Raw genomic sequence first — 26,252 nt, 5'->3', positions numbered from 1 at the left:
GGGAACCCCATGGCCACGGCAGAGGGTCTGCACAGCCGTGCCGAAAGCCGGGAGGCGGTCGGTGACGGAGGTGCCGAGAGCGATCCGCCCGGTACGGACGCGACACCCAGGCAGGTGCTCCTGCGGTTGCTCCGCCCCTACCGCGCAGGCATCGTCGCCGTCCTCGCCCTCCAGATCGTCAGCTCGCTCGCCGGACTCGCGCCGCTGATCGCGGTGGTGGAACTCGGCCGGGTGCTGCTGGCCCCGGGCCCCGCCGACCCCGCCGCCGCCTGGACCGCCGTCTGGATCGGCGTCGCCGGCCTGCTCGTCCGGGTCGTCCTCGCCGCCGCCTCGGGCGGTATCGCGCACCTGGTCGACGGCAGGCTCCAGCTCACCCTGCGACGGCTGCTCGCACAACGCCTGGGCAAGGTGCCGCTCGGCTGGTACTCGCGCCACAGCTCCGGCGAGATCAACGGCGTCGTGCAGGGCGACGTCGACCAGCTCCACCACCTGATCGCCCACGCGCCGGTGGAAGCCACCTCCGCCGTCGTCGTGCCGCTCGCCTCGCTCGGCTACCTGGCCTGGGTGGACTGGCGACTCACGCTCGTCGCCCTGATCCCGGTCCTGCTCGGCCTCCTGCTGCACCGCGCGCTGATGACCGAGGAACGCCAGAACGAGGGGCGCAGGATGGGCGAGGCCATGGGGCGCATCGGCGCCGCCTCCGTGGAGTTCGTCGAAGGTATCTCCGTCGTCAAGACCTTCGGTGGCGGCGGACGAGCCCACCAGCGCTACCGCAAGGCCGCCGACGACTTCGCCGACTTCTTCCTGCGCTACGTGGCGGGCGCCGCCGGCCTCGCCTCCCTGGCCGCGCTGGTGCTCTCCCCGCCGTTCGTCCTCCTGCTGGTCTGCGCCGGCGGTACGGTCCTGATCGCGGCGGACGCCATGCCGCCCGCCGACCTGCTGCCGTTCCCCCTGCTGGCCGTCGCACTCACCGCTCCCATCGCCGCCCTCGGCCACGGCCTCGACAACGTCCGCGCCGCCGAGGCGTCCGCCGAACGGATCCGGGCGATGCTCCATGTGCCACCCCTGCCCGAGCCGACACGCCCGTCCGAACCGGCCGGTCACCGCGTGGAGTTCCGCGGCGTCGGATTCCGCTACGACGCGGGCCGCCCCGTCCTCGACGGCGTCGATCTGACGCTCGAACCCGGCACGGTCACCGCGCTCGTCGGACCGTCCGGCGCCGGCAAGTCCACCCTCGCGCAACTGGTCCCCCGCTTCGCCGACCCGACCAGTGGGGCCGTGCTGATCGGCGGCGTCGACGCACGCGACATCGCGAGCGCGCGGCTGTACCGCACCGTCTCCTTCGTCCTCCAGGACGTCCGGCTGCTGCGCGCGAGCATCGCCGACAACATCGCCCTGGCCGTCCCGGACGCCGACCGCTCCGACGTCGAACGGGCCGCGCGCGCCGCCGGCATCCACGAACGCGTCCGGTCCATGCCCCGCGGCTACGACTCGGTGATCGGCGAGGACATCGGCCTCTCCGGCGGCGAGGCGCAGCGACTGTCCATCGCCCGGGCCCTGCTCATCGACGCGCCCGTGCTCGTCCTCGACGAGGCGATGTCCTTCGCCGACGCCAAGACGGAGGCCGAGATCCGGGCGGCCCTGGAGACGCTGGCGCGCGGCCGCACCCAGCTCGTGATCGCCCACCGGCTGGAGACCGTCGTACGCGCCGACCGGATCGTGGTCATGGAGGGCGGACGCGTCGTCGAGAGCGGCGACCACCACGAACTGATGCGGATGAACGGCACGTTCGCCGCCATGTGGCGTGCCCAGCACGCCCGCGCGGGCCAGGAGAAGGAGAACCACTGATGATCAGGCTGCTGCTGCGCGTCCTGGGAGAGCGGCACTCCGGTCCCCTGCGCCGCACCCTCGCCCTCATGTCGGTGTGCGCGGTCTTCGAAGGACTGTCGTACGCGCTGCTCATCCCCCTGCTGAGCGCCCTCCTCGACGGTGACACCGGCGCCGCCTGGCCCTGGCTCGCCGCCTTCGCCGTGGCCGTGGCCGTCACCTCGGTGCTCGGCTACCTCAGCGACACCTCGGGCTTCCGCACCGGCGGCGAGCTCTCCCGCGGACTGCACCACCGCCTCGGCGACCACCTGGCCGCCCTGCCGCTCGGCTGGTTCACCCCCGGCCGGGTAGGCGACGTCTCCGGCCTCACCAGCCGCAGCGTCATGGGTGTCATGTCGGTACCGGCGCACCGGCTGCGCCCGCTGATCAACGCCACGCTGATCCCGCTGTCCATGGTCGTGGCGCTGTTCTTCTTCGACTGGCGCCTCGCGCTGGCCGGACTCGTCGCCGCGCCGCTCATCGTCGGCGTGCAGCGCTGGACCTCGCGGGCGACCGCCCGCCAGGACGCGGAGCGCGCCCAGAGCAGCGACGCCGCCGCCGGCCGTGTCGTCGAGTACGTCCGCGCCCAGCCCGTGCTGCGCGCCGGAGGCCGCACGGGCGAGCGCTTCGCCCTGCTCGACGACGCCCTGAACGCACAGTGGCGCACCAGCAGGCGGGCCGCACTCAGCGGGGTACCGGGCATGCTCGGCCTCACCTTCTCCGTCCAGGTCGTCTTCACCGCCGTGCTCGCCCTCGGCGTCCATCTCGCGCTGGGCGGCGACCTCGGCGCCGTCGAACTGCTCGCGATCATGGTCCTGGCGGCCCGCTGTGTCGACCCGCTGCTGTCCCTCGCCGACCTCGGCGGCATCATGCGCGCCTCCCGCGGCGAACTGGAGCGCATCCACGCCGTGCTCACCGAACCCCCGCTGCCGCAGGCCGAGAAGCCCCGGCTGCCCACCCACCACGGCGTCACGCTCGACTCCGTGTCCTTCCGGCGCGGCGACCGCCTGGTCCTCGACGACCTCTCCCTGGACGTTCGGGAGGGGCAGCGGGTCGCCGTCGTCGGTTCCTCCGGGGCGGGGAAGAGCACCCTGCTGCAGATCGTGGCGCGCTTCCACGACGTCGACGCGGGCTCCGTGCGCCTCGGCGGCGTGGACGTCCGGCAGATCGAGACCGAACGGCTGATGGCCGGCCTCTCCGTCGTCTTCCAGGACGTCTACCTCTTCGAGGGCACCATCGAGGACAACGTCCGCGTCGGCCGCCCCGACGCCACCGCGGAGGAAGTCCGCGGAGCCGCCGCCGCGGCCTGCCTGGACGAGGTGGTGGACCGGCTGCCCGACGGCTGGGACACCCAGGTCGGCGAAGGCGGCACCGCGCTGTCCGGCGGTGAACGCCAGCGGGTCTCCATCGCACGGGCCCTGCTCAAGGACGCCCCCGTCCTGCTCCTCGACGAGGCGACCTCGGCCCTCGACCCGGTGAGCGAGGCAGCGGTCCAGGAGGGACTGGACCGGCTCATGGTGGGCAGGACCACCCTCATGGTCGCCCATCGTCTGCGCACCGTCGAACAAGCCGATCTGATCGTCTTCCTGGAGGACGGCAGGATCGTCGAACAGGGCACCCACGAGGAACTCCTGCGGCACGGAGGCCGCTACGCCGAGTTCCGGCGCATCGCGGCGCCCGCCGCGGTGTGAAGGCAGCATGAGGATGCGCTCCCGTCACACACCATCCGACACAGGGGTAGGGATGTCACGCAAGAACACGGCGACCGGGTCCGACGTCCGTGCCGGGGGGAACACCGCATGGCGGCCGGCGGACCTCCGCGAGGAGGTCGCCGCGCTCCTCGGCACCGAGCTGAGCCCGGCGGACGACGAGGTGAACCTCTTCGAACTGGGTCTCCAGTCGATCCAGTTGATGCGCCTGATCAACCGGCTGAACCGCGCCGGCATCGGCGTCGACTTCACCGAGATGGCCCAGGACCCCCGGCTGGCCGCCTGGTACGGGCTGCTCGGCACCCCGCGGGAACGGGCCGTGCCGGCCGCCGGGAACCCCCCGGCCGGCACGGACCCCACCGACCCACGCGCGCCGTTCCCGCTGACGGCCGTCCAACAGGCATACTGGATCGGCCGGGGCACCGACCGCCCGCTCGGCGGCGTCGGCTGCCACGCCTACCTGGAGATCGACACCCGGGAGGTGTCGGCGGACCGGCTGGAGGAAGCGGTACGCGCCCTCTTACGCAGGCACCCGATGCTGCGCGCCTCCTTCGGCGACGACGGCACCCAGCGCGTCCACGACACCCCGGCCTGGCCCGGCCTGAGCGTCCACGACCACACCGGACTCCCGCCCGCGGCGGCGGAGGAGGCCCTGCTGCGCCTGCGGGAACGCCTCTCCCACCGGGTCCTCGACGTCTCCCGGGGCGAGGTCCTCGACGTCCAGCTCAGCCGCCGCCCCGGCGCCGGCCCCCGCCTCCACGTCAACGCCGACCTGCTCGTCGCCGACGTCCACAGCATCCGGCTCCTGCTCGACGACCTGGCCGCGCTCTACGAGGACCCCACGAGCACGGCCGGGCTGCGCTACACCTTCCCCCGGTACCTCGCCGACACCGCCACCCGGCGGGCCGCCGGCCGTGAACGGGCACGGGAGTACTGGCAGCGCCGCCTGCCCGAACTGCCCGGCGGCCCAGACCTGCCGCTCGCCGCGGACCCCGACGACATCGGCGTGCCGCGCTTCGTCCGGCGGAACCACACGCTGAGCCCCCGGGAATGGGACGACCTGCGGGGCCGCGCGGCCGAACACGGCATCACCCCGGCCGTGTTGCTCGCCACCGCCTTCTCCGAGATCCTCGCCCGCTGGAGCGGACAGCAGCGCTTCCTGCTGAACATCCCGCTGTTCGACCGCGACCAGGACATCCATCCGGACATCGAGCGGCTGGTCGCCGACTTCACCAGCCTGCTTCTCCTGGAGGTCGCCCCGGCCCCCGGCGACGGCTTCGCCACCCGGGCCCGGACCCTCCAGCAGCGCCTGCACGACGACGTCGGCCACGCCGCGTACACCGGGGTCGACGTGCTGCGCGACTTCGTCCGCGCCGACCACGGCACCCCGCGCACCGCCCCGGTGGTCTTCGCCTGCAACCTCGACGCCCCGCTGGTGCCGGACGCCTGCGCCGCCGTCTTCGGCGAACTGACCTGGATGGTCTCGCAGACGCCGCAGGTCTGGCTCGACCACCAGGTGTACGGCACCCGCGAGGGCGGACTGCTGCTCGCCTGGGACGCCGTCGAGGCGCTGTTCCCGGAAGGCGTCGTCGACACCATGTTCGCCGCGTACACGGCCCTGCTGCGCGGGCTCGCGACCGCCGACTGGACCGACCCGCCGCACATACCCCTGCCCGCGTCGCAGGCCCGGCGCCGCGACGAGGTGAACTCCACGACCCGGCGGCACAGCGGGCGCCTCCTGCACCAGGCGTTCTTCGAGCGGGCCGCCCGGCGGACCGACACGCCCGCCCTGCTGTGGGGGGAGGACGGCCGCCTCACCCACGGCGAACTCGCCGCCCGCGCCCTGCGGGTCGCCGGCGCCCTCGTCGCGCACGGCGTGCGGCCCGGCACACCGGTCGTCGTCACCGCCCCCAAGGGGCCCGACCAGATCGCGGCGGTGCTCGGCGTGCTCGCGGCGGGCGGCACGTACGTCCCCGTCGGGGTCGACCAGCCGGTCGAACGCCGCCGGCGCATCCACACGCTCAGCGGCGCCGTGCTCGTCCTGGACGGCGCCGACCCGGCGCGGTCCGACGCCACGGACCTGCCCGTCCTCCCGCTCGCCCGCGCCCTGCGCGCGGCACCCCTCGCCGCCCCGGTGGACCTCTCCGCCGACGAGACGGCCTACGTCATCTTCACCTCCGGCTCCACCGGCACGCCCAAGGGCGTCGAGGTCGCCCACCGTGCGGCCGTGAACACGGTGGAGGACATCGACGAGCGGTTCGCGGTGGGCCCCGCCGACCGCGTCCTGGCCGTGTCAGCCCTGGACTTCGACCTCTCGGTATGGGACGTGTTCGGCCCTCTGGCCGAAGGCGGCGCCCTGGTCCTGGTCGACGAGGCCGACCGGCGCGACGCCCACCGCTGGCTCGCCCTGTGCGCGCGGCACCGGGTGACGGTGTGGAACTCCGTACCCGCGCTGATGGACATGCTGCTCACCGCCACCGACCGGGAGCCCCTGCCGGACACCCTGCGCCTGGCCCTGCTGTCGGGCGACTGGATCGGCCTCGACCTTCCCGAGCGCCTGGCCGCCGCGACGGACGGCCGGTGCCGGCTGATCGCACTCGGCGGGGCCACCGAGGCCGCGATCTGGTCCAACGTCCACGAGGTCCGCTCCGTGCCCGCGCGGTGGCGCTCCATCCCGTACGGCACCCCGCTGTCCAACCAGCGCTTCCGCGTCGTCGACGCGCAGGGCCGGGACTGCCCGGACTGGGTGCCGGGCGAGCTGTGGATCGGCGGCGACGGCGTGGCCCAGGGCTACCGCGGGGACCCGGACCTCACGCGGGAACGCTTCCCCCGGCGGACGGACGGACGCTGGTACCGCACCGGAGACACGGGCCGCTACTGGCCGGACGGCACCCTGGAGTTCCTCGGCCGGATGGACCAGCAGGTCAAGATCAACGGATTCCGGGTCGAGCTCGGCGAGATCGAGGCCGTACTCCAGACCCACCCGGCCGTGACCCAGGCCCTCGCCACCGTGGTCGGAGACCGTGGCCCGGAGGTCGCGGCCGCCTTCCTGCCGGCCCCCGCCACCGTGTCCGTAACCGGCCGGCCCGGCCCGGAACCGGTCGGCGACCGGGGCCCCGGGACCGCGGGGGACGACGGACGGGAGGCGGGCGAACAGGAGGCGGAGCTGACCGAGACAATGCTCGCCGCGCTCCTGGAGCACCTGCTCGGCCCGGACGGCGGGCCGGCCGGACTCGACGTCCTTCCGGTGCCCGAGGCGCGCCGGCCCCTGCTCGACGCCTGGCTCGGATTCCTCGGCGCGCGCGGCGTCCTGGTCCGCTCCGCGGGCACCGTCGCCCCCGGCCCCCGCTGGGCAGCCGTCCGCGACCCCGGGCGCGCGGCCGGCCTGCGCGCCCGGGTGGCGGGCACCCCGCTCCAGGCGGTCGTCGACGCCTGGGCCGGCGCGATGCCCGTCCTCATGCCGCTGCTCTCCGGAGCCGCCGACATCGACGCACTGGCCGACGACCCCGTCCTGTCCCCCGAGGGCCTCGCCCACCGGTTCGACGGCGTCGGCTCCTGCCTGGACGCCGTCGCCGCCGCGCTGGAGACCGTCCACGCCGACTCCGGCCGGCCGCCCGAACTCGCCGAGTGGGCGGGCGGCGGCGGCCGGAGCGCCGCCGCACTCCTCGAACGGCTCAAGCCCGGCACGGTCGGCTACACCCTGCTCGACGCCCGGCCCGCGCGGCTCGCCGCCGCCGAGACCCGGCTCGCCGGGTCGGGACACCGGATACGGACCGTCCGTCAGGACGCCTTCGCGGTCCCCGAGACCCGGCTCGCCGCCTTCGACGTCCTCGTCGCGACCGACCCGCTCGGTCGGGAGCCCGATCCGGACGCGGCCGCACGCACGCTCGCCCTGCTCGCCCGGCCCGGCGGCCGGCTGTTCCTCGTCGCGCGGACGACGGTCTCCGCCCTGGCCCTGCCCACCGCGCCGCCCGGACCGGCCGCGACACCCTCCCGGGCCGACGCGGCCGGCTGGACTGCGGCGCTGGCGTCCGCCGGATTCGTCTCCGTCACCCGGACCCGCCACGAACCGGACGGCGTCGTACTGATCACCGCCCGCCGTCCGGACGACGTCCCCGGCCACGACCCCGCTGCGATCCGGGCCTGGCTCGCCGACCGGCTGCCCGCCCACATGATCCCCGGCTCGCTCCTCGGACTCGCGGCCCTGCCCCTGAGCGCCAACGGCAAGGTCGACCGGCGACGCGTCGAAGAAGCCCTCGGCGACGGCCGGGTCCAGGGCGCGAACGCGGACGACCCGCCGCGGGGCCCGGTGGAGGAGGCGGTCGCGGAACTGTGGGGCCGAGTGCTGGGCTCACCCGTGACCGCGCGCGGCACCACGTTCTTCGCCCTCGGCGGCGACAGCCTCACGGCGACCCGACTGGTGAGCGCCCTGCGCGGCCGGCTCGGCGTCGAACTGCCCATGCGGGACGTCCTGCGGGCCCCGACGGTCGCCGGGATGAGCGCACTCGTCGCGGAGGCGGGGACCGCGCGGGTCCACGGCACGGACACGTCCGCGCCCGGGGACTTCGAGGAGGGTGTGCTGTGACGCCGGCCGGCAACCCCGCCCCCGCCGCGCCGCGGACCTTCTCCCGGCGCACCCACGCCCGCGCACGGCTGATCTGCTTCCCGCACGCCGGAGGGGCCGCCGGCGGCTATCGCGGCTGGGCCCTGGACGCCCCCTGGGACGTCGAGGTCTCCGCCGTCCAGTACCCGGGCCGGGGCGACCGGTTCGGAGAACACCCGGCCGCGGACATGACGAGCCTGGTGGACGACGTCGTCGCGGGGCTGCTGCGGGAACACACCGCCGACGCTCTCGCGACCACCGTCCTCTTCGGCCACAGCATGGGCGCCGCGGTGGCCTACGAGACGGCCCGCCGGCTCGCCGTCACCGGCCGCCCGCCCGCCGCGCTCGTCGTCTCCGGACAGCCGGCTCCCCGGCGGACCCGCGGGGGAGCCCTGCACCTCGCGGGCGACGCCGAACTCCTCGCGGACCTGCGCCGGCTCGGCGGGACCGCTCGGGACGTCCTGGACAACGCCGCCCTGCTGGAGGCCCTGCTGCCCGCGCTGCGCGGCGACTACCGGCTGATCGAGACGTACCGGCCGCTGCCCGGCGGCCGGCTCACCGTCCCGGTGACCGTGCTGTACGCGGGCGACGACCCGGAGGTCACCACGGAGGAGGCCCTCGCCTGGAGCGAGGTCACCGACGCCGCCTGTGAGGTGGTGGCCTTCACCGGCGGCCACTTCTATCTGGAGACCCACCGCGAACAGGTGCTCGCCCGGGTGCTCAAGGCCGTCAGGGCGGCCCTGCCCGACACGGCCTCCGCCTGGCCGTCCACCCCGTGAGAACGACCGCGCGCCGCCCGACCCACCACGCCGTACCGGAAGACCAAGGGGGAACCCTCATGCAGGAAGGCTGTGTTCCATGGCCCGAACCGGCGGTCCGCGCCTACCGCGAACGCGGGTACTGGACCGCGGACGTCCTGGGCACCTGGACCGCGTCGACGACCGGGCGGGACACCGCGACCGCCCTGGTGACGGCCTCCGGGACGATGACCCACGGCGAGCTCGACCGGGCGGCCGACCGGATGGCCGCCGGGCTGCTCCGGGCCGGGCTCGCGGCCGGCGACCGGGTCGTCGTCCAACTGCCGAACGACAGCCCGCTCGTGGTGCTCAGCCTGGCGTGTTTCCGGACCGGAGTGCTGCCCGTCTACGCCCTGCCCGCCCACCGTTCGGCGGAGATCACCCACCTGGTGGCCACCGCGGAGGCCGTCGCCTACGTCTGCCCGGATCAGGTGCTCGGCTGCGACTTCCGGGTGGTCGCGCGCGAGGTGCTCGACCGGACGGACAGCCTCCGGCACGTGCTGGTGTCCGGTGAGCCCGGCCCGTACACCGCCCTGTCCTCCCTCGACGCCGACCCGGTCGAATCCTTCGCGCCGGACCCGGAGGACGTGGCGCTCTTCCTCCTCTCCGGCGGCACCTCGGGACCGCCGAAGCTGATCCCGCGGACCCACGCGGACTACGCGTACCAACTACGGGAGAGCGCGCGGCTGTGCGCGGTGGGGGAGGACGACGTCTACCTCGCCGCCCTGCCTGCCGAGCACAACTTCGCCCTGGGCTGCCCCGGCGTCCTCGGCACCCTGCGCGCCGGCGGCACCGCGGTCCTCGCTCCGGCGCCCACCGCCGACGTGTGCTTCCCGCTGATCGAGCGGACGCGGGTCACGCTGACCTCGCTGGTGCCGCCGCTGGTCCCGCTCTGGCTCGACGCCGCCGAGTGGACGGAGCACGACCTGTCCTCGCTGCGGGTGCTCCAGGTGGGCGGCGCCCGGCTCGACCCCGAGACGGCCCGGCAGGCGGTCACGTCTCTCGGATGCACGCTCCAACAGGTGTACGGGATGGCCGAGGGCCTGCTGAACTACACCCGTCTGGACGACCCCGAGGACGTCGTCGTCCACACCCAGGGCAGACCGCTGTCGCCCGGCGACGACGTCCGGGTGGTCCGGGAGGACGGCGCCGAGGCGGCGCCGGGCGAGACCGGCGAGCTGTTCACCCGCGGGCCGTACACCCTGCGCGGCTACTACCGCGCGGCGGAACGCAACGCCACCCGGTTCACCGAGGACGGCTACTACCGCACCGGCGACCTGGTCCGCCGCACCGCGGAGGGCAACTTCGAGGTCGTCGGCAGGATCAACGACGTGGTCAACCGGGGCGGGGAGAAGGTGCCGGCGCAGGAGGTGGAGGAACACCTGCTCGCGGCCGTCCCGGTGGTCGCCGCCGCCGTGATCGGACTGCCGGACTCCGACATGGGGGAGCGGACCTGCGCCTGCGTGGTCCCACGGGACCCCGGCCGGCCGCCGACCCTGCGCGACGTGCAGGCGGCGCTCCGCGGACGGGGCGTCGCGGCGTACAAGGTGCCGGACCGGCTGGTGGTGCTGGAACGCCTGCCGCTGACCGGCGTCGGCAAGGTCGACAAGCGGGCGCTGCGGGCGCGGCTGGACGCCTGACCGCCTCGGTCCCGGGGGCCCGGACCGCCGCTCTGCCCCGGCGGTGCGCGGCGGTCCGGGCCGCGACCGTGTCCGGGCCTCACGGTCCGGGCGCGGCCCCGGTCATCCCGCCTGGTGCGGGGTCCCGGTCCGGGACAGCAGGCCGTCGACGATGGCCACCAGACCCTGGCGGTGGGTGTCCCGGGTGGTGATCTCGTCCCACCGGGCGGCCAGCGAGGCGAGCCGCGGGAACTCCTCGGGCGTCAGCGAGGCGAACGCCTTGTCGCGGTGCGGCGGCCGTTCCAGGCCGGCGTGGTGCCGCTCGCGGTTGACCCGGATGGTGAGCTCGCCGGCGGTGTAGTACCAGATGACCCGGTAGGCGTAGACGGCCTCCTCGGGGTCGAGCCCGCACTCGATCGCCGCGTCGATCATGTTCTCGACGATCCACAGGGCGGAGACGGCCATCAGGTCGTCGGAAGCCAGGACCTCCACGATCCAGGGGCATTCGGCGAGGATGTCGTGCAGCACCTGGCTCGCGGCGATCAGGCGGTCCCGGGGATCGGTGGGCAGCTCGGGCCGCTCGAACGCCTGGGCGTGACGCTCCAGCAGCAGGAGCAGCAGTTCGTCCTTGTCGCGCACGTGGTGGTAGAGCGCCATGGCCGTGCTGGACAGTTCCTGCGCCAGCCGACGCATCGACAGCTGTTCCGGGCCTTCCTCGTCCAGGATGCGCTGGGCCGCCGTGAGGATGGCCTCCTGGGACAGCCGAGGGGGGCGGCCGATCCTGCCGGTGCGTCGGGTGCGAGGCGTCATCCGTGTGTCTTCCTGTCGGTCCGGGCTGGTGGGGTGGGCGGGGTTCCGGCACCGGGCGGGCCGCCGGGTGCGGTAGGGCGGTCCGCCGGTGGGCGCCCTCGCGTTCCGGGCGCGCACGGGCGCCCTCACCCGGGACGTCGGGCGGCCATCGGCGAGCACGTCGGCGTGCCCGTCGCACCGGTGGGGATCTCCGTCGTCCGTACGGTTGCCCGTGCGAGGTGACGGACGATCCAGTCCGCGGTGCCCCTGGGCGGCAGCGTAGCCGCCGCCGGGTGGGTCCCGGACGGCAACCGGCCCCCGGCGGCCTCGTGTACGGCGACCGAGGCGAGGACCCCGACCAGGCCGGACACGTTCGTACAGTGCATCAGTGCGCTCCGCCGCACCGCGATACCGTCGGATGTGAGTCCGTCCAGCGTGCCATATGTCATCTCATAGGGGGAGTTCTTCTCCGCATCCAGCCGACGTGCCCGGGACAGTTCCCTGGCGAAGGCCATGAGGGCCCTGGTGTCGAGCGTCCCCGGGGGCCGCCGGTCGAGGCGGTCGAGCACGGTGGGCGTCGCGTCCCCCGGGAACACCTCGTGCCACCGGGCCTCCTCCAGGCGCAACAGGTATGCCTGGCGGCCCAGTTCCTCGGGGAGGAACCGGTGGACCGCGGCGGGACGGGCCGGCAGGGGCCACGGCGGCCGCGACTCCCGGGCGGCCGGGGGCGCTTCGCCGCCGGGAGGTCCCGCCTGGTCCGCTTCCTCTTCCCGGGCCGTCCCGGGCGGACCGTCCGGGCGACGGGAGGGGGAGCCCGCGGGGAGGTCCCCACCGGGGAGACGGGAGGGCCCGGTGTCCGCGGGGACGTCCAGCGCGCGCCGCCGGGAGAGCAGTCCGGAGACCGCCGCGTGCGGGGCGACGGCGCCGCGTCCCGCGTACCAGCCGTCGAAGCGGGTCGCCGTGTCGAGACCGTCGGCGAGCAGCCGGGGCAGCCAGCCGGCCAGCGTGCCCCCGAGCCCGGTGAACAGGACGGCCGCGGCGGGACCGGCCCCGGCGTGGGGGCCGCCGTCGTCCGTCATGCCGACGTAGTGCACGCCCGCCGCGAGAACGGACCGGCGGACCCGGCCGCGCAGGGCGAACGCGGTGCCCGAGCAGTCGAGGACGGCGGTACACCCCCGGGTGAAGTGCCGCAGACTCTGGCGGTCGGCGGCGTCCACCACCGCGGCCTCCGCGCCGGTGCCGAGCCTCCGTGCCAGCGACCAGGCGGCGTCGGCCGACCGTCCGCCCACGCGCAGGCGGTACCCGCACTCGGCGGACAGGACCCGGGCCGCGACCCCGCCGACCCGTCCGTACCCTCCGAGGATCCCGACCAGAGGAGCGCCGGCGGCGCTCACGCGAGGCCGCCCGACCGGTCCGGACGGGGACCGAGCAGTCCTTCGACGATGTCCTCCAGGCCCTCGCGATGGGTGTCCCGGGTGGTCAGGGCTCCCCAGCGGCCCGCGAGCGAGGTCACGCGGGGGAACTCCTCGGGCGGCAGGGTGGCGAAGGCCCGCTCGCGCTGCGTGGGGCGGTTCAGTTCGGCGTGGTGCTGGAGCCTGGTCGTCCGGATCAGCAGGACACCGACCGTGTAGTGCCAGATGGCCTGGTGCGCCTGGGCCGCCTGTTCCAGGGTGAGTCCGCACTCCACCGCGGCGTCGAGCAGTGCCTCCATCACCCACAGGGCGGAGACCGCCAGCAGGTCGGGCGAGGCGAGGATCTCGCGCAGGAAGGGGTACTGGGCCAGGACGTCGTGGAGCAGCCGGGCGGCGGCCAGCAGTCGCTCGCGCGGGTCGTCGGGCAACACCGGCCGGGGCTGGTCCCGCGACATGGAGGCGAGCAGCAGGAGCAGCAACTCGTGCTTGTCGCGGACGTGGTGGTACAGGGCCATCGGCGTGATGGAGAGCTCCTTCGCGAGCCGCCGCATGGACAGCTGCCGGGGACCCTCCTCGTCGAGGACGCGCAGCGCGGCCGTGACGATGGACTCCTGTGACAGCGGCGTCGGTCGCCGCGCCGCGCCTCTGCGGCCGTTTCGGGGCTTCATCGTGCTTCTCCCGTCGGAGGTCGTGGAACGGTCCGGTCCGTCGCTCCGGCTGCTGCCGTACCGCCCTGCTGGGCTGGGGACTTGGGGGCCGGGGGTGACAACGACAGGTGCTCGGGCTACAGTTATTGTACGCGTACGTCTTACGAGTATAAAAACAATCGGGAGGATCCATGCGAGAGGCGGCCCGGCGCCGGAGGTGGGCGCGGTTCGCGGCGCCGGCCGGTGCGGTCGGGCTGCTTCTCGCGGTCGTGATCGCGCGGTCGGCCGGCCGCGGCGCGTCGAGGGCGGGGTGTCGGTCCGCGGTCGGGTCGGTCCTGTGGATGGTGCGGGCGGCGGTGGCCCGCCCCGTGACGGATCGGCGGAGCGTGCGCGTGGTCGTCTCCCCGGCTCCCGGGGCGCGTCCCGGCGGGTGGGTGCGCCGCGCCCCGGGCCGGAGTGGTGCCGGACCGGGCGTTCGCCCGGCGCCGCCGGACCCGGCGCGGTCACGCCCCGCGGGGCTCCCGCTCGGGTCTTCGCGCTCGCGACCGGAGCGGTTGCCGCCGCACCCGTCAGCACACGCCGCCCGCCGGTCCGGGCCGCGGTCCCGGGTCCGTCCGTGGCCCGCGCCTTCCGGTGCCGGAGCCCGGACGCGGCCTCCCCGCGCGGCGGGCGCGCCGGCCGGCGGGAGTCCGGCTCCCAGGAGCCCGGTGCCCGCGACCGGGCCTCGGGGTCCGTGACCCGATGAAGAGCTGGTTCTCTCCCGCTCCGGTACCAGGGGCGGGCAACGAGGGCCACGGCGGCCCGGTATCTCCCCCGTGCAAAAGGCGCCGGGCCGCCTCCCACACGGACACCCCGGACGGTAATTCATTTTCCCGTCCGGGGTGCGTGGAGATCGATAGCGCGACCTGACAAAAAGCAGTCAAGTGACGAGCGTGAAACGGATAGTTGTTGATTCGGTCTGGTCTGGTTCGGTACAGTCGACCTCGGTTCGGCCGCTTCTGGAAATAGCCTGGAGCGGCAAGGGGGATTCGGCCCACCGGGGTAATGATGCATTTTCAGTGCGCATGGCAAGCCGTTTCGACGAGATCGGGATCCCGCATGTCCGTCGCCATGCCGGATCACGCGTGCGGCGACGATGCCGCCCGGAGTGGCACCTTGGCCGCATCGTTTCCTCTTGGGCCGCCGGGTAGCGGCGAGCTGGGCTTCACCAGGGATTTCATCCCAAGGTGACGCCGTGTCCCACCCTCTGACGGGTGGTCTTGACGGGGTCGGCGCCTGCCCGCGCACCGCCGTCCCGCGCACCATCCGTCCCGGAGCCTTCCGCGTTTCCCGGATTCCGGGAGGTGCCTTCTCCCGCTGCGCCCGTTCCTCGGGTGCGGCGTCGTCATTCTTCTGATTCTTCGGTGAGAATTCGCGGTCGAGTGTCTTCTCGGCGTTTCCTTTCCTGTGGGTCGGGGGCGTCTCGGATTCACTTCGCCCTTGACCAGTGTTTTCCCCGGCCCTGCGTCGTCGTGTGTCCGTTCGCTCTCTGCGTGGACGCACGCCGTCCCGGGCCGAGTCGTCTCGCGCATCGTGGTCCATGCCGGTCGTCATGCTGCAGGAGGAAGAGCCATGGAGTCCTATCAGTCCGACGTCGTGAACACGGCGGCCGAACCGCTCACCGTCGCCACGGGCCTGGCCGCCTCGGGCCTGTTCGACACCTATGTGGTGTACGAGGGCCCGGACGGCTGGTCGGTGGCCGGCGGGGTCGCCGCAGAGGTGGTCCTGGGACCGCACTCGGTGCGCTGGACGCGGCACGGCGTCACCACCGAACGGCCCTGGCAGGGTGATCCGCTGGCCCAGGTCCGGGCCTTCCTCGACGGTCTCGACCTGGACGACTGGCGGGCATACGGCTGGAGCGCCTTCGAGCTCGCCTACGCCGTCGCCGGCCGGCCGGTCGACAACGACGTGCTCCTGCATCTCGTCGTCCCCCGGACCGAGATACGGCTCACCGGCACGGCCGCGCACGTGCGGAGTCTGGACGGCGAGGAACTCTCCGCCGTGCGCAAGTTCGTGGTCGAACTGGAGTCTGAACCTGACATATTCGTTCGTCCTGTTCCGGTCGATCTGGAGGTGGGCGCCGAGGAGTACCGCGCGGCCGTCGGCCAGGTCGTCGACCGGATCCGTGCCGGGCACCTCCAGAAGGCCGTCGTCTCACGGGCGGTCCCGGTCCCCGAGGGCATCGACTTCCCCGCCAGCTACCTCGTCGGACGCCGCGCCAACACCCCGGCCCGCTCCTATCTGTTACGCATGGGCGGCCTGCGGGCCCTCGGCTTCAGCCCGGAGACGGTGGTGGAGGTCGGGACCGACGGAAGGGTCTCCAGCCAGCCCCTGGCCGGCACCCGCGCGCTGACCGGCGACGCCGAGGAGGACCGGCGCCTGAAGGAACGTCTGCTCGCCGACCCCAAGGAACTCCACGAGCACGCGATCTCCGTGAAGGTCGCCGTCGACGAACTCGCCGGGCCCTGCAAGCCGGAGACGGTCGTCGTGGAGGAGTACATGGTCGTCAAGGAGCGGGGCTCGGTGCAGCACCTGGCCTCCAGGGTGGTCGGCCGGATGCCCGAAGGCGCCGGTCCCTGGGACGCGTTCGCCGCCGTGTTCCCCGCCGTCACCGCCTCCGGCGTACCCAAGCACGCCGCGTACGAGAGTATCTGCGCCCATGAGCCCACGGAGCGCGGCCTTTACGCCGGCACCGTGATGACCGTGGCGCGGGACGGGTCGATGGACGCCGCGCTCGCCCTGCGCAGCGTGTTCCACCGCGACGGCGAGACCTGGCTGAGAGCGGGCGCCGGCATCGTCGAGCACTCCGTACCCGAGCGCGAGCTGGAGGAGACCAGGGAGAAGCTGAGATGTGTCGCGGACCGGCTGGTGGCGCGTGAGAGCGGCCCCGGGGGTGACGACGCCGTGCGAGTCGCCTGACAAACCGTCCGTGATCCCCAACCCACTGGCAGGAGAGCGGTCCCGTGACCGCGACAACGATCTCAGGAGGCGGCAGGGTCATGCCGACAACGGGGGAGTCCTTGTGTGTACAACTGCTGGGCCCGGTGCGCGCCTGGCGCCACGGACGGGAGGTCGTCCTCGGACCACCCAAGCAGAGAGCCGTGTTCGCGCTGCTCGCCGGCCGCGCGAACGACGTCGTGAGCGTGGAGCAGATCATCGACGCCGTCTGGGGCGGTGACATTCCCCAGACCGCTTCCAACGGCGTCCACACCTACGTGGCCGGACTGCGCAGGGTGCTGGAACCGGAACGCAGCAGAAGGGAGAGCGGAGACCTGCTGGTGTCGACGGCCGGCGGCTACGCGCTCCAGACCGATCCGGCGGCCGTCGACGCCACGCTCTTCGCCCTGCGGCACACGCAGGCACGGCGCGCGCGGGCGGAGGGGAGACTGCCCGAGGCCCTCGAACTCGCGGAGTCCGCGCTGTCCCTGTGGCACGGTGAGGCACACTCCGGCGTTCCCGGGCCGTTCGCCGCCATGGAGCGCACCAGGCTCCAGGACCTGCGCCTGACGGCGGTGGAGGAATGGGCGGCCGACATGCTGGAGGCGGACCGGCCCGTGGAGGCCGTCACCGTACTGCTCGGCGCGGTGGCCGCGGAGCCGCTGCGCGAGAAACTCCGCTGGCTGCTGATGAACGCGCTCTACCGCTGCGGGCGCCAGGCCCAGGCCCTGGAGGTGTACGCGGAGACCCGGCGGCTGCTGCGCCACGAGCTCGGCATCGATCCGGGCGCCGAACTCCGGGTCCTGCACCAGCAGATCCTGGCCGGCCGCCCCGTGACACCGGCCGGCCCCGGCACCAGCGGCGGCGCCCCCGCGTCCTGGCCTCCCGGCGGCGGGACATCGGCCGCCGGCATGGTCCTTCCCGAGACCCCGCGCCCGGCACAACTTCCCAGTCTGGCGCGGGGGTTCGTCGGGCGGTCCCGTGAACTCGCCCACCTGGAAAGGCTGCTCACCGACAACGAGGGACGGCGCGGCGCCTCCACCCCGGTCGCCGTCATCGACGGCCCGGCCGGCGTCGGCAAGAGCGCCTTCGCCCTCGAGCTGGCGCATCGCCTCTCGGAGCACTTCCCCGACGGCCAGATCTACGTCGACCTGCACGGAACGAGCATGCAGGGCCGGTCCCTGAGTGCCTCCGACGCCCTGCTGCAGGTCCTGCGGAGCCTCGGGGTGGAGAGCTCCCGCATCCCCGCCGACCTCGCCAGTCGCGCGACCCTCTACCGCAGCCTGCTGCACGGCAAGCGGATGCTCGTGATGCTCGACGACGTGCTCAGCGCCGACCAGTTGCGTCCGCTGATCCCCCGCGGGTCCTCCTGCGTGCTCAGCACCAGCCGCCAGCGGCTCGGCGGACTCGCGGTCCGCGACGGCGCCCACCTGCTGCGGCTCGGCCCGCTCGGCACCCAGGACGCCCTGCGGCTGCTCGGCTGCCTGAGCGGTGACCGGCTCCGCCATCACGAGTCCGTCGCCCGGCGCCTGGTGGGCCTGTCCGGCGGACTGCCGCTGGTGTTGCGCATCATGGCCGAGACGGTGGCCGCCAACCCGGACGTGCCGCTCGCCTCCCTGGTCGAACACTTCGCCGTGGAACACGGCAGGCTGGACCGGCTCGCCGGGGGAGGGGACAACCCGACCAGTCCCCACACCCTCTTCGAGACGTCTTACCAGGCCCTGTCCGCCGAGGCGGCACGGATGTTCCGCCTGCTCGGGCTGTTCAGCGACGGACCGATCACGGTGTCCGCCGCCGCCGACCTGTCCGGCACCACCGAGGCCGAAGCGGCCCGCACCCTGGCCTTGCTGGCCGCCGGTCACCTGCTGGTCGAGGCCGGCGGTGGGGTCTACCGCTTCCACGAGCTGATACGGCTCTACGCGGCCGAGTGCGCCGAGCGCGAGCCGCTGACCCACCGCAGCGCCGCCGTCGCCCGTCTGCTCCAGGGAGCCGGAGCCGCCTCGGTCGCCTGAGAGCCTGTCGGCCGAAGGCCGCCCGACAGGCTCCGCGAGCCTTCCGAGTGCTCGCGCGCCCCGTCGTCCCGCCTGGTCCTCCCGATCCGGCGCGGGCCGTCCGGCGGGGGCGGAGCCCGGCCCCCGCCCCGACCCCGTACCCCGTGCCGTGTCGACGCGCCACGGGGTACGGGGGCATCCGCCCGGACCGGACGGCTCCGCTCCCTTGTCGTGGACGGGCGGAGTCCGGGCCGTCAGACACCCTTCAGAGCATCTGCAGGCGCCGCCGGAAGACTGGTCGTGACCACCGGCCGCCCCTCCGCCGGTTCCGCCCGTCCACGACAAGGGAGCGGAGCAGCACTGGTATGAACAGCCATCAGGTGGCCCTACTTCTCTTCGATCTCGCCCTCATCCTGCTGCTCGCCCAGGGGCTCGGTCACCTCGCGAGCCGGGTCGGCCAGCCGCCCGTGGTGGGCGAGATCCTGGCGGGTGTCCTCCTCGGGCCGACCCTGCTGAACGGCGCGGTCTCCGGCACCCTCTTCCCGCACGACGTCCGGCCGCTGCTGCGCGCGATGGCCGACGTCGGCGTCACCCTCTTCATGTTCGGCGTGGGGCTCGAGATCGAACGCCAGGCCCTGCGCGGCAGGGGCCGGATGGCCGCGGCGGTCAGCCTCGGATCCACGGCCGTGCCCTTCGTCCTGGGCACCGGACTCGGCTACTTCCTGCTCCGGAACCATGACACCGACCAGAAGGCCGCGTTCCTCGTCTTCATCGGCCTGGCCGTCTCCGCGACGGCCTTTCCCGTGCTGGCACGCATCCTCTCCGACCGGGGACTGGCGAAGACCGCGATCGGCGGTATCGCCCTGGCCACGGCCGCCCTGGTGGACATCGTCGCCTGGACCGCGCTCGCCGGCGTACAGGCGGCGGTCGGCGGCGGACACGGGCGGATGTGGCGGGTCGCCCTCATGATCCCGCTCGTGCTGCTGCTGGTCCTGCTCGTCCGCCCCTGGCTGCGCCGACTGATGACGCGGGGCGACGGCCACGGCCCCGCGGCGCCCTGGCTCTCGGCCCAGGTCCTCATCGGCGCGCTGCTGTCCGGCGCCGCCACCGAGTTCATGGGCATGCACTACATCTTCGGTGCCTTCCTCTTCGGCCTGATCGTGCCCGGTGAGTGCGGCGACCGGATACGCGCCGACCTGACGCAGCACACCCGGAACGTGACCTCGGTCCTGCTCCCCGTCTACTTCGTGGTGGCCGGGCTCGAGGTCGACCTCCGCCGCTTCGGCTGGGCCGAGGCTGTCGAACTGGCGGCGGTCCTGCTGGTCGCGGTGGCGGGAAAGTTCGGCGGCACCTACCTCGCGGCCCGCACCACCGGGCTGCCCGCCCGGCCCGCCACCGCTCTCGCCGCCCTGATGAACACCCGCGGCCTGACCGAGCTGGTCATCCTCGGCGTCGGCCTCCAGGCCGGACTCCTCGACGCCGACCTGTACGCGCTGCTCGTCGTCATGGCCCTGGTCACCACCGCGATGACCGGCCCCGTACTGACCCGGACGTTCTCCAAGCCCGTGGTCGTGCCGGACACGCCGAAGCGGCGCGCCTCCCGGCGGTCGTCCGCCACACCGTCCGCCTAGCAGGAGCAGAAGGAGCCGCAGCGATGCTCTCGGCCGAACTCCGCCATCCCGTCCTCCCCCATCCCGCGCCCCGCCGCACGGACCGTCCGGCCGAGCCGGGCCGGACGCTCGACGGGCTCTTCAGCCGTGCCGCCCGACGCCACCCGCGGGCCGTCGTGGTGCGTGAGGGGCTCCACCAGCTCTCGTACGGCAAGGCCGACCTCCTCTCCGCCCGACTGGCCACCGCCCTGCTGCGCACCGGGGTCCAGCTCGGTGACCCCGTCGTCGTGCACTGCGCCGACCACCGCCAGTCGCTCGTGGCCCATCTCGCGGTGCTGAAGTCCGGCGGGGTGTGCGTGCCCGTCCCGGGGGAAGTACCGGCCGGGCAGACCGCCGCGATCGCCGCGATCAGCGGTGCCGACACGGTGCTGTGCAGCCTGACGACCCACGACCGCTGGGAGCACGGAGGGCGGCTGCAGCGACTGGCCCTGGACGACCCGGAGCTGTGGAAGCGCATCGGCCCCTGGCCCCTGGACCGGGCACTGCCCCGGTCGGGCCCCACGGAGCCCGCCTACCTGCTGACCTCGGGCGAGAGCGGGCTGTGGCGTTCGGGACATCTCGTCGACCACCGGGCCTGGCATCTGGCGATGGCCGCCAGGTCCGCGCGGACCGGACCGGCCGGACAGACCGTCACCGTCACCGAGCAGCCCTCCGGTCCGGCCACGCTGTCCGCGATGTGGTGGGCCTTCGGCTCCGGCAGCACACTGAACGTCCGGCCCGACGGCCTCACCCGTGCGAGCCTCGCCGGGAGCGTGGCCGTGTGCGAGACGGGCAGGTACCCACGCGTGCTCGACGCGCTGGCCGGCGAGCCGCCCGGCTCCCCGCCCCGGGCGGTGCTGCTGGTGGGGGCTCCGTGCCCGCCCGCGCTCGCGGCGCGGCACCGGGAGGTGCTGCCGGGCACGGGGCTGCGCGCCGAGTTCGCTCCGGGCGGCAGTGTGCTGCCCTGGGGTGTGAGCGTGTTCCCGTCGGACGAGGAGGCGGGCGGCGCCGGGGCCACCGTCCTGGCACCGGCCCCGGGGGTGCGGCTGAGCGTGCGGGACGTCCTGGGCGGGACGCTGCGTGCCGGAGAGGTCGGTGAGGTGTGCGCGAGCGGCCGGACGCTGCCGTTCGACGTCATCGGGGACCGTGCCGCCGGGAGCCGGGCGGGCACGCCGCTCGGCTCCGGATTCGGCGGGTACCGGCGGCCCGACGGCGGGCTGGAGATCACCGGCGGGCCGTGTCCGGCCCTGCCGTGTCCGGCTCCGCCGCCGGCGGCGGCCGGCCGGAAGGCGTGAACCGGGACTCCGGCCGGCACGGGGCGTGGAGCGACCCGACCGAAGGGCCAAGCGCACCGTACGAGGCGTGGGCCGGGCCCGCGGGTGCGTCCCGCCCGGCCCGGCCCACGGGTGGCCTCTGACCGGGTGGTCACGCCCTGGCACGCGCCGCCGGCGGCGTTGCCGGGATGCCCCGGTAGCTCCGCTGCAGCAGCATCCCGGAGCCTTGGAATCGCATGTGCTAGACCGTGCACGCCTGTTGATCGAAGGTCACCCGACAGGCTCTCAGGGGCTCGGCCGCTCCGCCACGCCGCTCCGCGCCGTGACCCACTGCCATTGGGTGTACGTGTCCCAGGCATACGGGGCGCCATGCCGGGCGCCGTTGCCGGAGGCGCCGAATCCGCCGAACGGCACCACCGCCTGATGGTTGATCGTGCCGTCGTTGACGTGGATCATTCCCGTCCGCAGACGGTCGGCCAGCCGCAGCCCGCGCTCCACCGATCCGGTCCGCACCGCGGCCACCAGGCCGTAGGGGGTGTCGTTGGCGACGGCGACCGCCTCCTCCTCGTCCCGGACGACCGTCACCGGCGCCACCGGGCCGAAGACCTCCTCGCCGAACACCCGCATCTCGCGGGTGACTCCGGTGACGACCGTCGCCGGATAGAACGGGCCGTCGGGAACGCCGCCGCAGCGCAGCACGGCGCCGGCCGCGACGCTGTCCGTGACGATCCGGTGGGTACGGCCCAGCTGGACGGCGTCGATCATCGGGCCCAGATCGACCCGGTCGGTCCACGGATCACCCACCGCCAGCCGTTCGGCCCGCTCGGTCAGCAGCCGCGTGTACGCGTCGGCGACGGCCTCGTGGACGATGTGCCGCCCGGCCGCCATACAGATCTGCCCCTGGTGGAAGAACGACGAGAACGCCCCGGCCCGCGCGGCCGATTCCAGATCGGCGTCGTCGAGGACGATCAGTGCGTTGTTGCCGCCGAGCTCGAGCGAGACGCGCTTCAGAGTGCGGCCGGCGGCGGCCCCCACCTCCCGGCCCACGGCCGTCGAACCGGTGAAGGACACCATCGCCACCGCCGGGTGCCCGGCCAGCGCCCGGCCGGCGACGGCATCTCCCGCCGACACCCCCAGGACACCCTCCGGCAGGCCCGCCTCCTCGAAGAGGCGGGCCACCAGCAGTCCTCCCGAGACGGCGGTGCGCGCATCGGGCTTGAGGAGCACCGCGTTGCCCAGCGCCAGCGCGGGGGCGACCGACCGCAGCGCGAGCAGCAGCGGCACGTTCCACGGACTGATCACCCCGACCAGGCCCAACGGCACCCGGCGGGCCACACTGGACCGTCCCGGCTCCGACGGCAGGACCTGCCCGTGCGGTCGCGTGGGGAGCGCCGCGGCCTGCAGGAGTTCCTCCCGCGCGTCCGCGATCTCGAACTCCGCCTTGGCCCGTACGGCGCCTCCCTCGCGGATCAGCCAGCGGGCGACCTCGGCCCGGTGCTCCTCCAGCAACGCCGCCGCCCGCCGCAGTACCGCCGCGCGGTCGGCGGGCGGCGTGGCGGCCCAGCCCGGCTGCGCCCGGACGGCCTCGGCCGCCGCGCGGTCGACGTCCGCCGCGTCCGCGAGGTGGACGGTGGCGAGCGTCTTGCCCGTCGCCGGTTCGACGACGTCCACGGTGCCGCCCGTACCGGTGCCCCCGGCACCCGCGCGGCGGCCCTCGCCGGACAGCGGACCGGCGAGCGGATCAGCCCCGAGAAGGCTGGACATGGTTTCCTCCTGTCGGACTCCCGGCCGCGCCGGGCGCGGATCAGGCACGGTCGCGATGGCCCGTGACTCGCACGTCGATGAGGACGGGCTCGGTACCAGCGGCGGCCCAGGACACGGCCTCGGTCAGATGAGCGGTCGAACCCGCCCGTACCGAGGAGATGCCGAAGAACCCCGCGACACGGGTGAAATCGAGCTGGGGCGGCGCCAGGTCCAGCCCGTCCGGGCGGCGCTCCGAGCCGGTGGTGAGACCGAGGTACTCCGCGGCGGGCGTCAGGTCGAGCCGCGGCGGTGTGAGTTCCAGGCCGCCGGAGCCGCGCCGGCCCCCGGCGGTGCGCTGCCGTTCCCGCCGGACGACCGTCTCCTTGAGCGTGCGGTACTCGCCGTTGTTCATCACCACGAAGGTGACGGGCACCCGGTAGTGCGCCGCGCTCCACAGCCCCTGGAGCCCGAACAGCGTGCATCCGTCGCCGAGCACGGCCACCACCGGGCGGCTCGGGTCGCCCATCCGGGAGCCGACGGCGGCGCCGATGCCCGACCCCAGGCCGCCGCCGACGGTGTGCACGTACGACCGCGGCGCCTCCAGCGGCAGCACGGTACGCAGCAGGACCCCGCTGGTGATCGCCTCCTCCACCACGACGGCGTCCTCCGGGAGTCCCGCGGCGACGGCGTGCACGGCGGCGAGCGGGTCCAGCGGGGCCTCGCCGTAGGCGGACAGCGCCCGTTCGCGCACCAGGGCACGGCCGGCGGCGTGCACGCGCCCGGCGCGCTCGGTGCGCGACGGTGCCTCGGGTACCTTCCCGGCCAGCTGCCCCGCGAGCACCGCGAGCGTCTCCCTGATGCCGCCGACCAGCCCCAGCGACACCGGGAAGTTGCGCCCCGGCTCGCCCGGATCGTCGTCGAGCTGGACGACCTCGGTACCCGCCGGGATGGGCAGCCCCGGCTCGTAGTGGTGCGCCATGAACGCCCGGGTGCCGACGATGAGGACGACGTCGTGGCCCTCGAGCGAGCCGCGGATCGCGGAGTAGCGGGCGTCGAGCATGCCCGCGTAGAGCGGATGCACCGTGGGGAAGTCCACACGGTCGTGCATCGGCTGGTGGTAGACGGTGGCTCCGATCGCCTCCGCGACCGCCACCATCTCGGCCAGCGCGCCGTCGCGGCCCACCCCGTCACCGGCGACGATCGCCGGCCTGCGGGCGGCGGCCAGCCGGTCGGCGGCCTCCGGCCAGCCCGCGGCCGGACCCAGGCCGCGCAGCGTGGAGCGCGGCGCGGGCGGCTCGACCGGCGTCTCCTCCTCCAGCAGGTCCATCGGGATCGAGAGGAAGACCGGCCCCGCGGGCGGCTGCGCGGCGAGCGCGAACGCGCGGCGCAGCATGCCCGGGAGGTCGTGGGCGTGCTGGACGTCGAAGGTGTGCTTCACCGCCGCCCGGGCGATCCCCACCAGGTCACCGGAGAGCATCGGGTCCTGCGCCAGGTGCCGACGGTCCTGCTGGCCGGCCGTCACCACCAGGGGGACGCGCGAGCGCGTCGCGTTGAGCAGCCCCACCATGCCGTTGGCCAGTCCGGCGGCCACGTGCAGGCTGACGAAGGCGGGGCGGCCCGTGGCGCGCGCGTAGCCGTCGGCCATCGCCACCACGGACGCCTCCTGCACCCCGAGGACGTACCGCAGGTCGGGGGCCGCGGCGACGGCCTCCACGAAGGGGAGTTCGGTGGTGCCGGGGTTGCCGAAGACACGGGTCACGCCCTCGTCGCGCAGCACCTCCAGCATCGCCTCGATCGGTCTCACGACCCCGGCTCCGTCCGTCGGTCGCCGGACGTCGCGGCGCTGAACCGGCCCACCTTGTCGATGACGTCGTCGCTGTACAGCCGCATCGCCTGCTCGAAGGCGAACTCGGCCGCGTAGGCACGGAGCCGGTCCTCCGGCTCCTCGGCGAGGTTGATCATGTGCCGGTTCGCCACCACCGCCGGGGTCGCCAGCCGCTCGGCCGCGGAACGGACCGCGGCGTCCATCGACTTGGGGTCGACCACCTCGTCACAGACCAGCCGTGCCTCCGGCTCGTGCGCCCACAGTTTGCGGCCGGACAGGATGACCTGGCGGGACAGCCGCCCGCCGGCGAGGCTGGTCAGCCGCAGATTGGCCATCCCCGGCACGATGCCCTCCTGCGCGGCCGGCAGGCTGAGGTAGGCGTCGGCGGCGGCCACGACATGGTCCGCGGCGAACAGCAGCTGCATGCCACCGCCGATGGCGAAGGTGTCCACCGCGGCCACCCACGGCTTCTCCACCAGCGGGCGGGGCCAGCCGTCGTCGACCTGGACGCCCCGGATCAGCTTGTGGATGTAGCCGAGTTCGCGGCGGAGCAGGAAGTCCACGAACGAGATCCGGCCCTGGTGCAGATCGACCAGGTTGATCCCGGCGCAGAACACCCGGCGGCCCTGGTAGCGAGGATGGGTCATCCGGCCGCCGCGCAGCACCCCGACCCTGGTCCGCTCGTCGAGCAGGGCCAGGTCGACGGCGGTCTCCACGTCGTCGACGAGCTGGTTGTCCTCGGCGTTGAGGAAGCGCCCGTTGCACAGCGTCAGATGCGCCGCTCCGTCGATCCGTTCGAGCCGGACCGTGCCCAGTTCCAGCAGGCCCGTCCGCCCGAACTCGCCGAGCAGCGAACGGGCCCGCTGGGTCGGCCGCAGCATGGCCTGGAGCAGATGCGGGCCCGCCACCGGCGAACGGAGGATCTCCCGGAAGAAGATTCCCTGGTCGATCTCGCGCCCGTCCTTGTCGGCCTGGGCGTACGCGCGTTCCGCCGCCATCTGCGCCTCGGTCGGGGTGAGCCCGGGGAACGCCTCGGCAGCCGCGAACACCAGCTCCGACAGACCGCGTTGCTCCCGCAGCTCACCGGTCAGCACCTGGTAGACGCGTTCCGCGTGCAGGCGCAGGAAGACACCACGCGCCCGTCGCTGGTCGCGCAGCAGCTCCCCGGCGAGCCGCTGCTCGTCAGGACCGCGGTCGGGCTTGACCGGTAACTCCGCGAGCAGTTCCTCCGCTGCGGAGGTGTAGGTCATCAGGATGTTGGCATCGGCGAGCAGCGAGCCGCCGAAGACCGGTGCGGGGGTACGCCACCGCTGCTCCGTGCTGCCCACGGCGCTGACTGTCACGATCTGTAC

At 74.1% G+C, this 26,252-nt stretch carries 15 protein-coding genes; 9 read left to right on the top strand and 6 right to left on the bottom strand.

Translation table 11 applies throughout. The features are described from left to right. The first annotated feature begins 9 nt into the window (after window positions 1-9). Genes OG393_RS04690 through OG393_RS04670 form a run of 5 tightly spaced genes read left to right on the top strand, consistent with a single transcriptional unit; the run spans window position 10 to window position 10,615 of the window. Complete coding sequence (locus OG393_RS04690; protein WP_327373299.1) at window positions 10-1,848, top strand: ABC transporter ATP-binding protein; 1,839 nt, start codon at window positions 10-12, stop codon at window positions 1,846-1,848. Continuing rightward, window positions 1,848-3,557 (top strand): ABC transporter ATP-binding protein, encoded by a 1,710-nt coding sequence (locus OG393_RS04685; protein WP_327373298.1) that lies wholly within the window; start codon window positions 1,848-1,850, stop codon window positions 3,555-3,557. The genes OG393_RS04690 and OG393_RS04685 overlap by 1 nt, the downstream gene beginning before the upstream one ends. 52 nt (window positions 3,558-3,609) lie before the next feature. Beyond that, the gene (locus OG393_RS04680; RefSeq protein ID WP_327373297.1) at window positions 3,610-8,160 is read left to right on the top strand and encodes a non-ribosomal peptide synthetase; all 4,551 of its coding nucleotides are present in this window, start codon (window positions 3,610-3,612) and stop codon (window positions 8,158-8,160) included. Then, window positions 8,157-8,957 carry a thioesterase II family protein gene (locus OG393_RS04675; protein ID WP_327373296.1) on the top strand — a complete coding sequence of 267 codons (801 nt, stop codon included), beginning with the start codon at window positions 8,157-8,159 and terminating at the stop codon, window positions 8,955-8,957. The genes OG393_RS04680 and OG393_RS04675 overlap by 4 nt, the downstream gene beginning before the upstream one ends. Before the next feature lie 59 nt (window positions 8,958-9,016). Then, window positions 9,017-10,615, top strand: coding sequence for a (2,3-dihydroxybenzoyl)adenylate synthase (locus OG393_RS04670; RefSeq protein ID WP_327373295.1), 1,599 nt, complete (start codon window positions 9,017-9,019; stop codon window positions 10,613-10,615). A gap of 102 nt (window positions 10,616-10,717) precedes the next feature. Here the strand turns inward: OG393_RS04670 and OG393_RS04665 are convergent, their stop codons facing one another. The 3 genes from OG393_RS04665 to OG393_RS04655 form a co-directional block, all read right to left on the bottom strand. After that, the gene (locus tag OG393_RS04665; RefSeq protein WP_327373294.1) at window positions 10,718-11,404 is read right to left on the bottom strand and encodes a TetR/AcrR family transcriptional regulator; all 687 of its coding nucleotides are present in this window, start codon (window positions 11,402-11,404) and stop codon (window positions 10,718-10,720) included. 125 nt (window positions 11,405-11,529) lie between these two features. Then, window positions 11,530-12,777: a saccharopine dehydrogenase NADP-binding domain-containing protein gene (locus OG393_RS04660; RefSeq protein WP_327373292.1), complete on the bottom strand. Its 1,248-nt coding sequence runs from the start codon at window positions 12,775-12,777 to the stop codon at window positions 11,530-11,532. Beyond that, window positions 12,774-13,463: a TetR/AcrR family transcriptional regulator gene (locus tag OG393_RS04655; protein ID WP_327373291.1), complete on the bottom strand. Its 690-nt coding sequence runs from the start codon at window positions 13,461-13,463 to the stop codon at window positions 12,774-12,776. Before OG393_RS04655 ends, OG393_RS04660 begins: the two co-directional genes overlap by 4 nt. 1,590 nt (window positions 13,464-15,053) lie before the next feature. Here OG393_RS04655 and OG393_RS04650 point away from each other — a divergent pair. The 4 genes from OG393_RS04650 (at window position 15,054) to OG393_RS04635 (ending at window position 21,353) form a co-directional block, all read left to right on the top strand. After that, window positions 15,054-16,400, top strand: a complete 1,347-nt coding sequence (locus OG393_RS04650; RefSeq protein ID WP_327373290.1) for a salicylate synthase — start codon at window positions 15,054-15,056, stop codon at window positions 16,398-16,400. Between the two features lie 80 nt (window positions 16,401-16,480). Beyond that, window positions 16,481-18,430, top strand: coding sequence for an AfsR/SARP family transcriptional regulator (locus tag OG393_RS04645; protein WP_327373289.1), 1,950 nt, complete (start codon window positions 16,481-16,483; stop codon window positions 18,428-18,430). Between the two features lie 344 nt (window positions 18,431-18,774). Then, window positions 18,775-20,040, top strand: a complete 1,266-nt coding sequence (locus OG393_RS04640) for a cation:proton antiporter (protein ID WP_327373288.1) — start codon at window positions 18,775-18,777, stop codon at window positions 20,038-20,040. Between the two features lie 23 nt (window positions 20,041-20,063). Beyond that, window positions 20,064-21,353: an AMP-binding protein gene (locus tag OG393_RS04635; protein WP_327373287.1), complete on the top strand. Its 1,290-nt coding sequence runs from the start codon at window positions 20,064-20,066 to the stop codon at window positions 21,351-21,353. Window positions 21,354-21,617: 264 nt separating this feature from the next. Here OG393_RS04635 and OG393_RS04630 read toward each other — a convergent pair whose 3' ends face one another. From OG393_RS04630 to dpgC, 3 genes are read right to left on the bottom strand one after another with little or no spacing between them, the layout of a single operon-like run. Beyond that, entirely contained in the window at window positions 21,618-23,096 is a 1,479-nt protein-coding gene (locus OG393_RS04630) for an aldehyde dehydrogenase family protein (protein ID WP_327373286.1), read from the bottom strand. A gap of 40 nt (window positions 23,097-23,136) precedes the next feature. After that, window positions 23,137-24,879, bottom strand: a complete 1,743-nt coding sequence (locus OG393_RS04625; RefSeq protein ID WP_327373285.1) for a thiamine pyrophosphate-binding protein — start codon at window positions 24,877-24,879, stop codon at window positions 23,137-23,139. Then, the gene (gene dpgC, locus OG393_RS04620) at window positions 24,876-26,243 is read right to left on the bottom strand and encodes a (3,5-dihydroxyphenyl)acetyl-CoA 1,2-dioxygenase DpgC (protein ID WP_327373284.1); all 1,368 of its coding nucleotides are present in this window, start codon (window positions 26,241-26,243) and stop codon (window positions 24,876-24,878) included. The genes OG393_RS04625 and dpgC overlap by 4 nt, the downstream gene beginning before the upstream one ends. Between the last annotated feature and the right edge of the window lie 9 nt (window positions 26,244-26,252).

It is taken from the genome of Streptomyces sp. NBC_01216, from assembly GCF_035994945.1.
In the GTDB taxonomy this organism is placed as follows: Bacteria; Actinomycetota; Actinomycetes; order Streptomycetales; family Streptomycetaceae; genus Streptomyces.
Note: the sequence above shows the minus strand (reverse complement) of the source record. Positions and strands in the feature narration are given on the sequence as shown.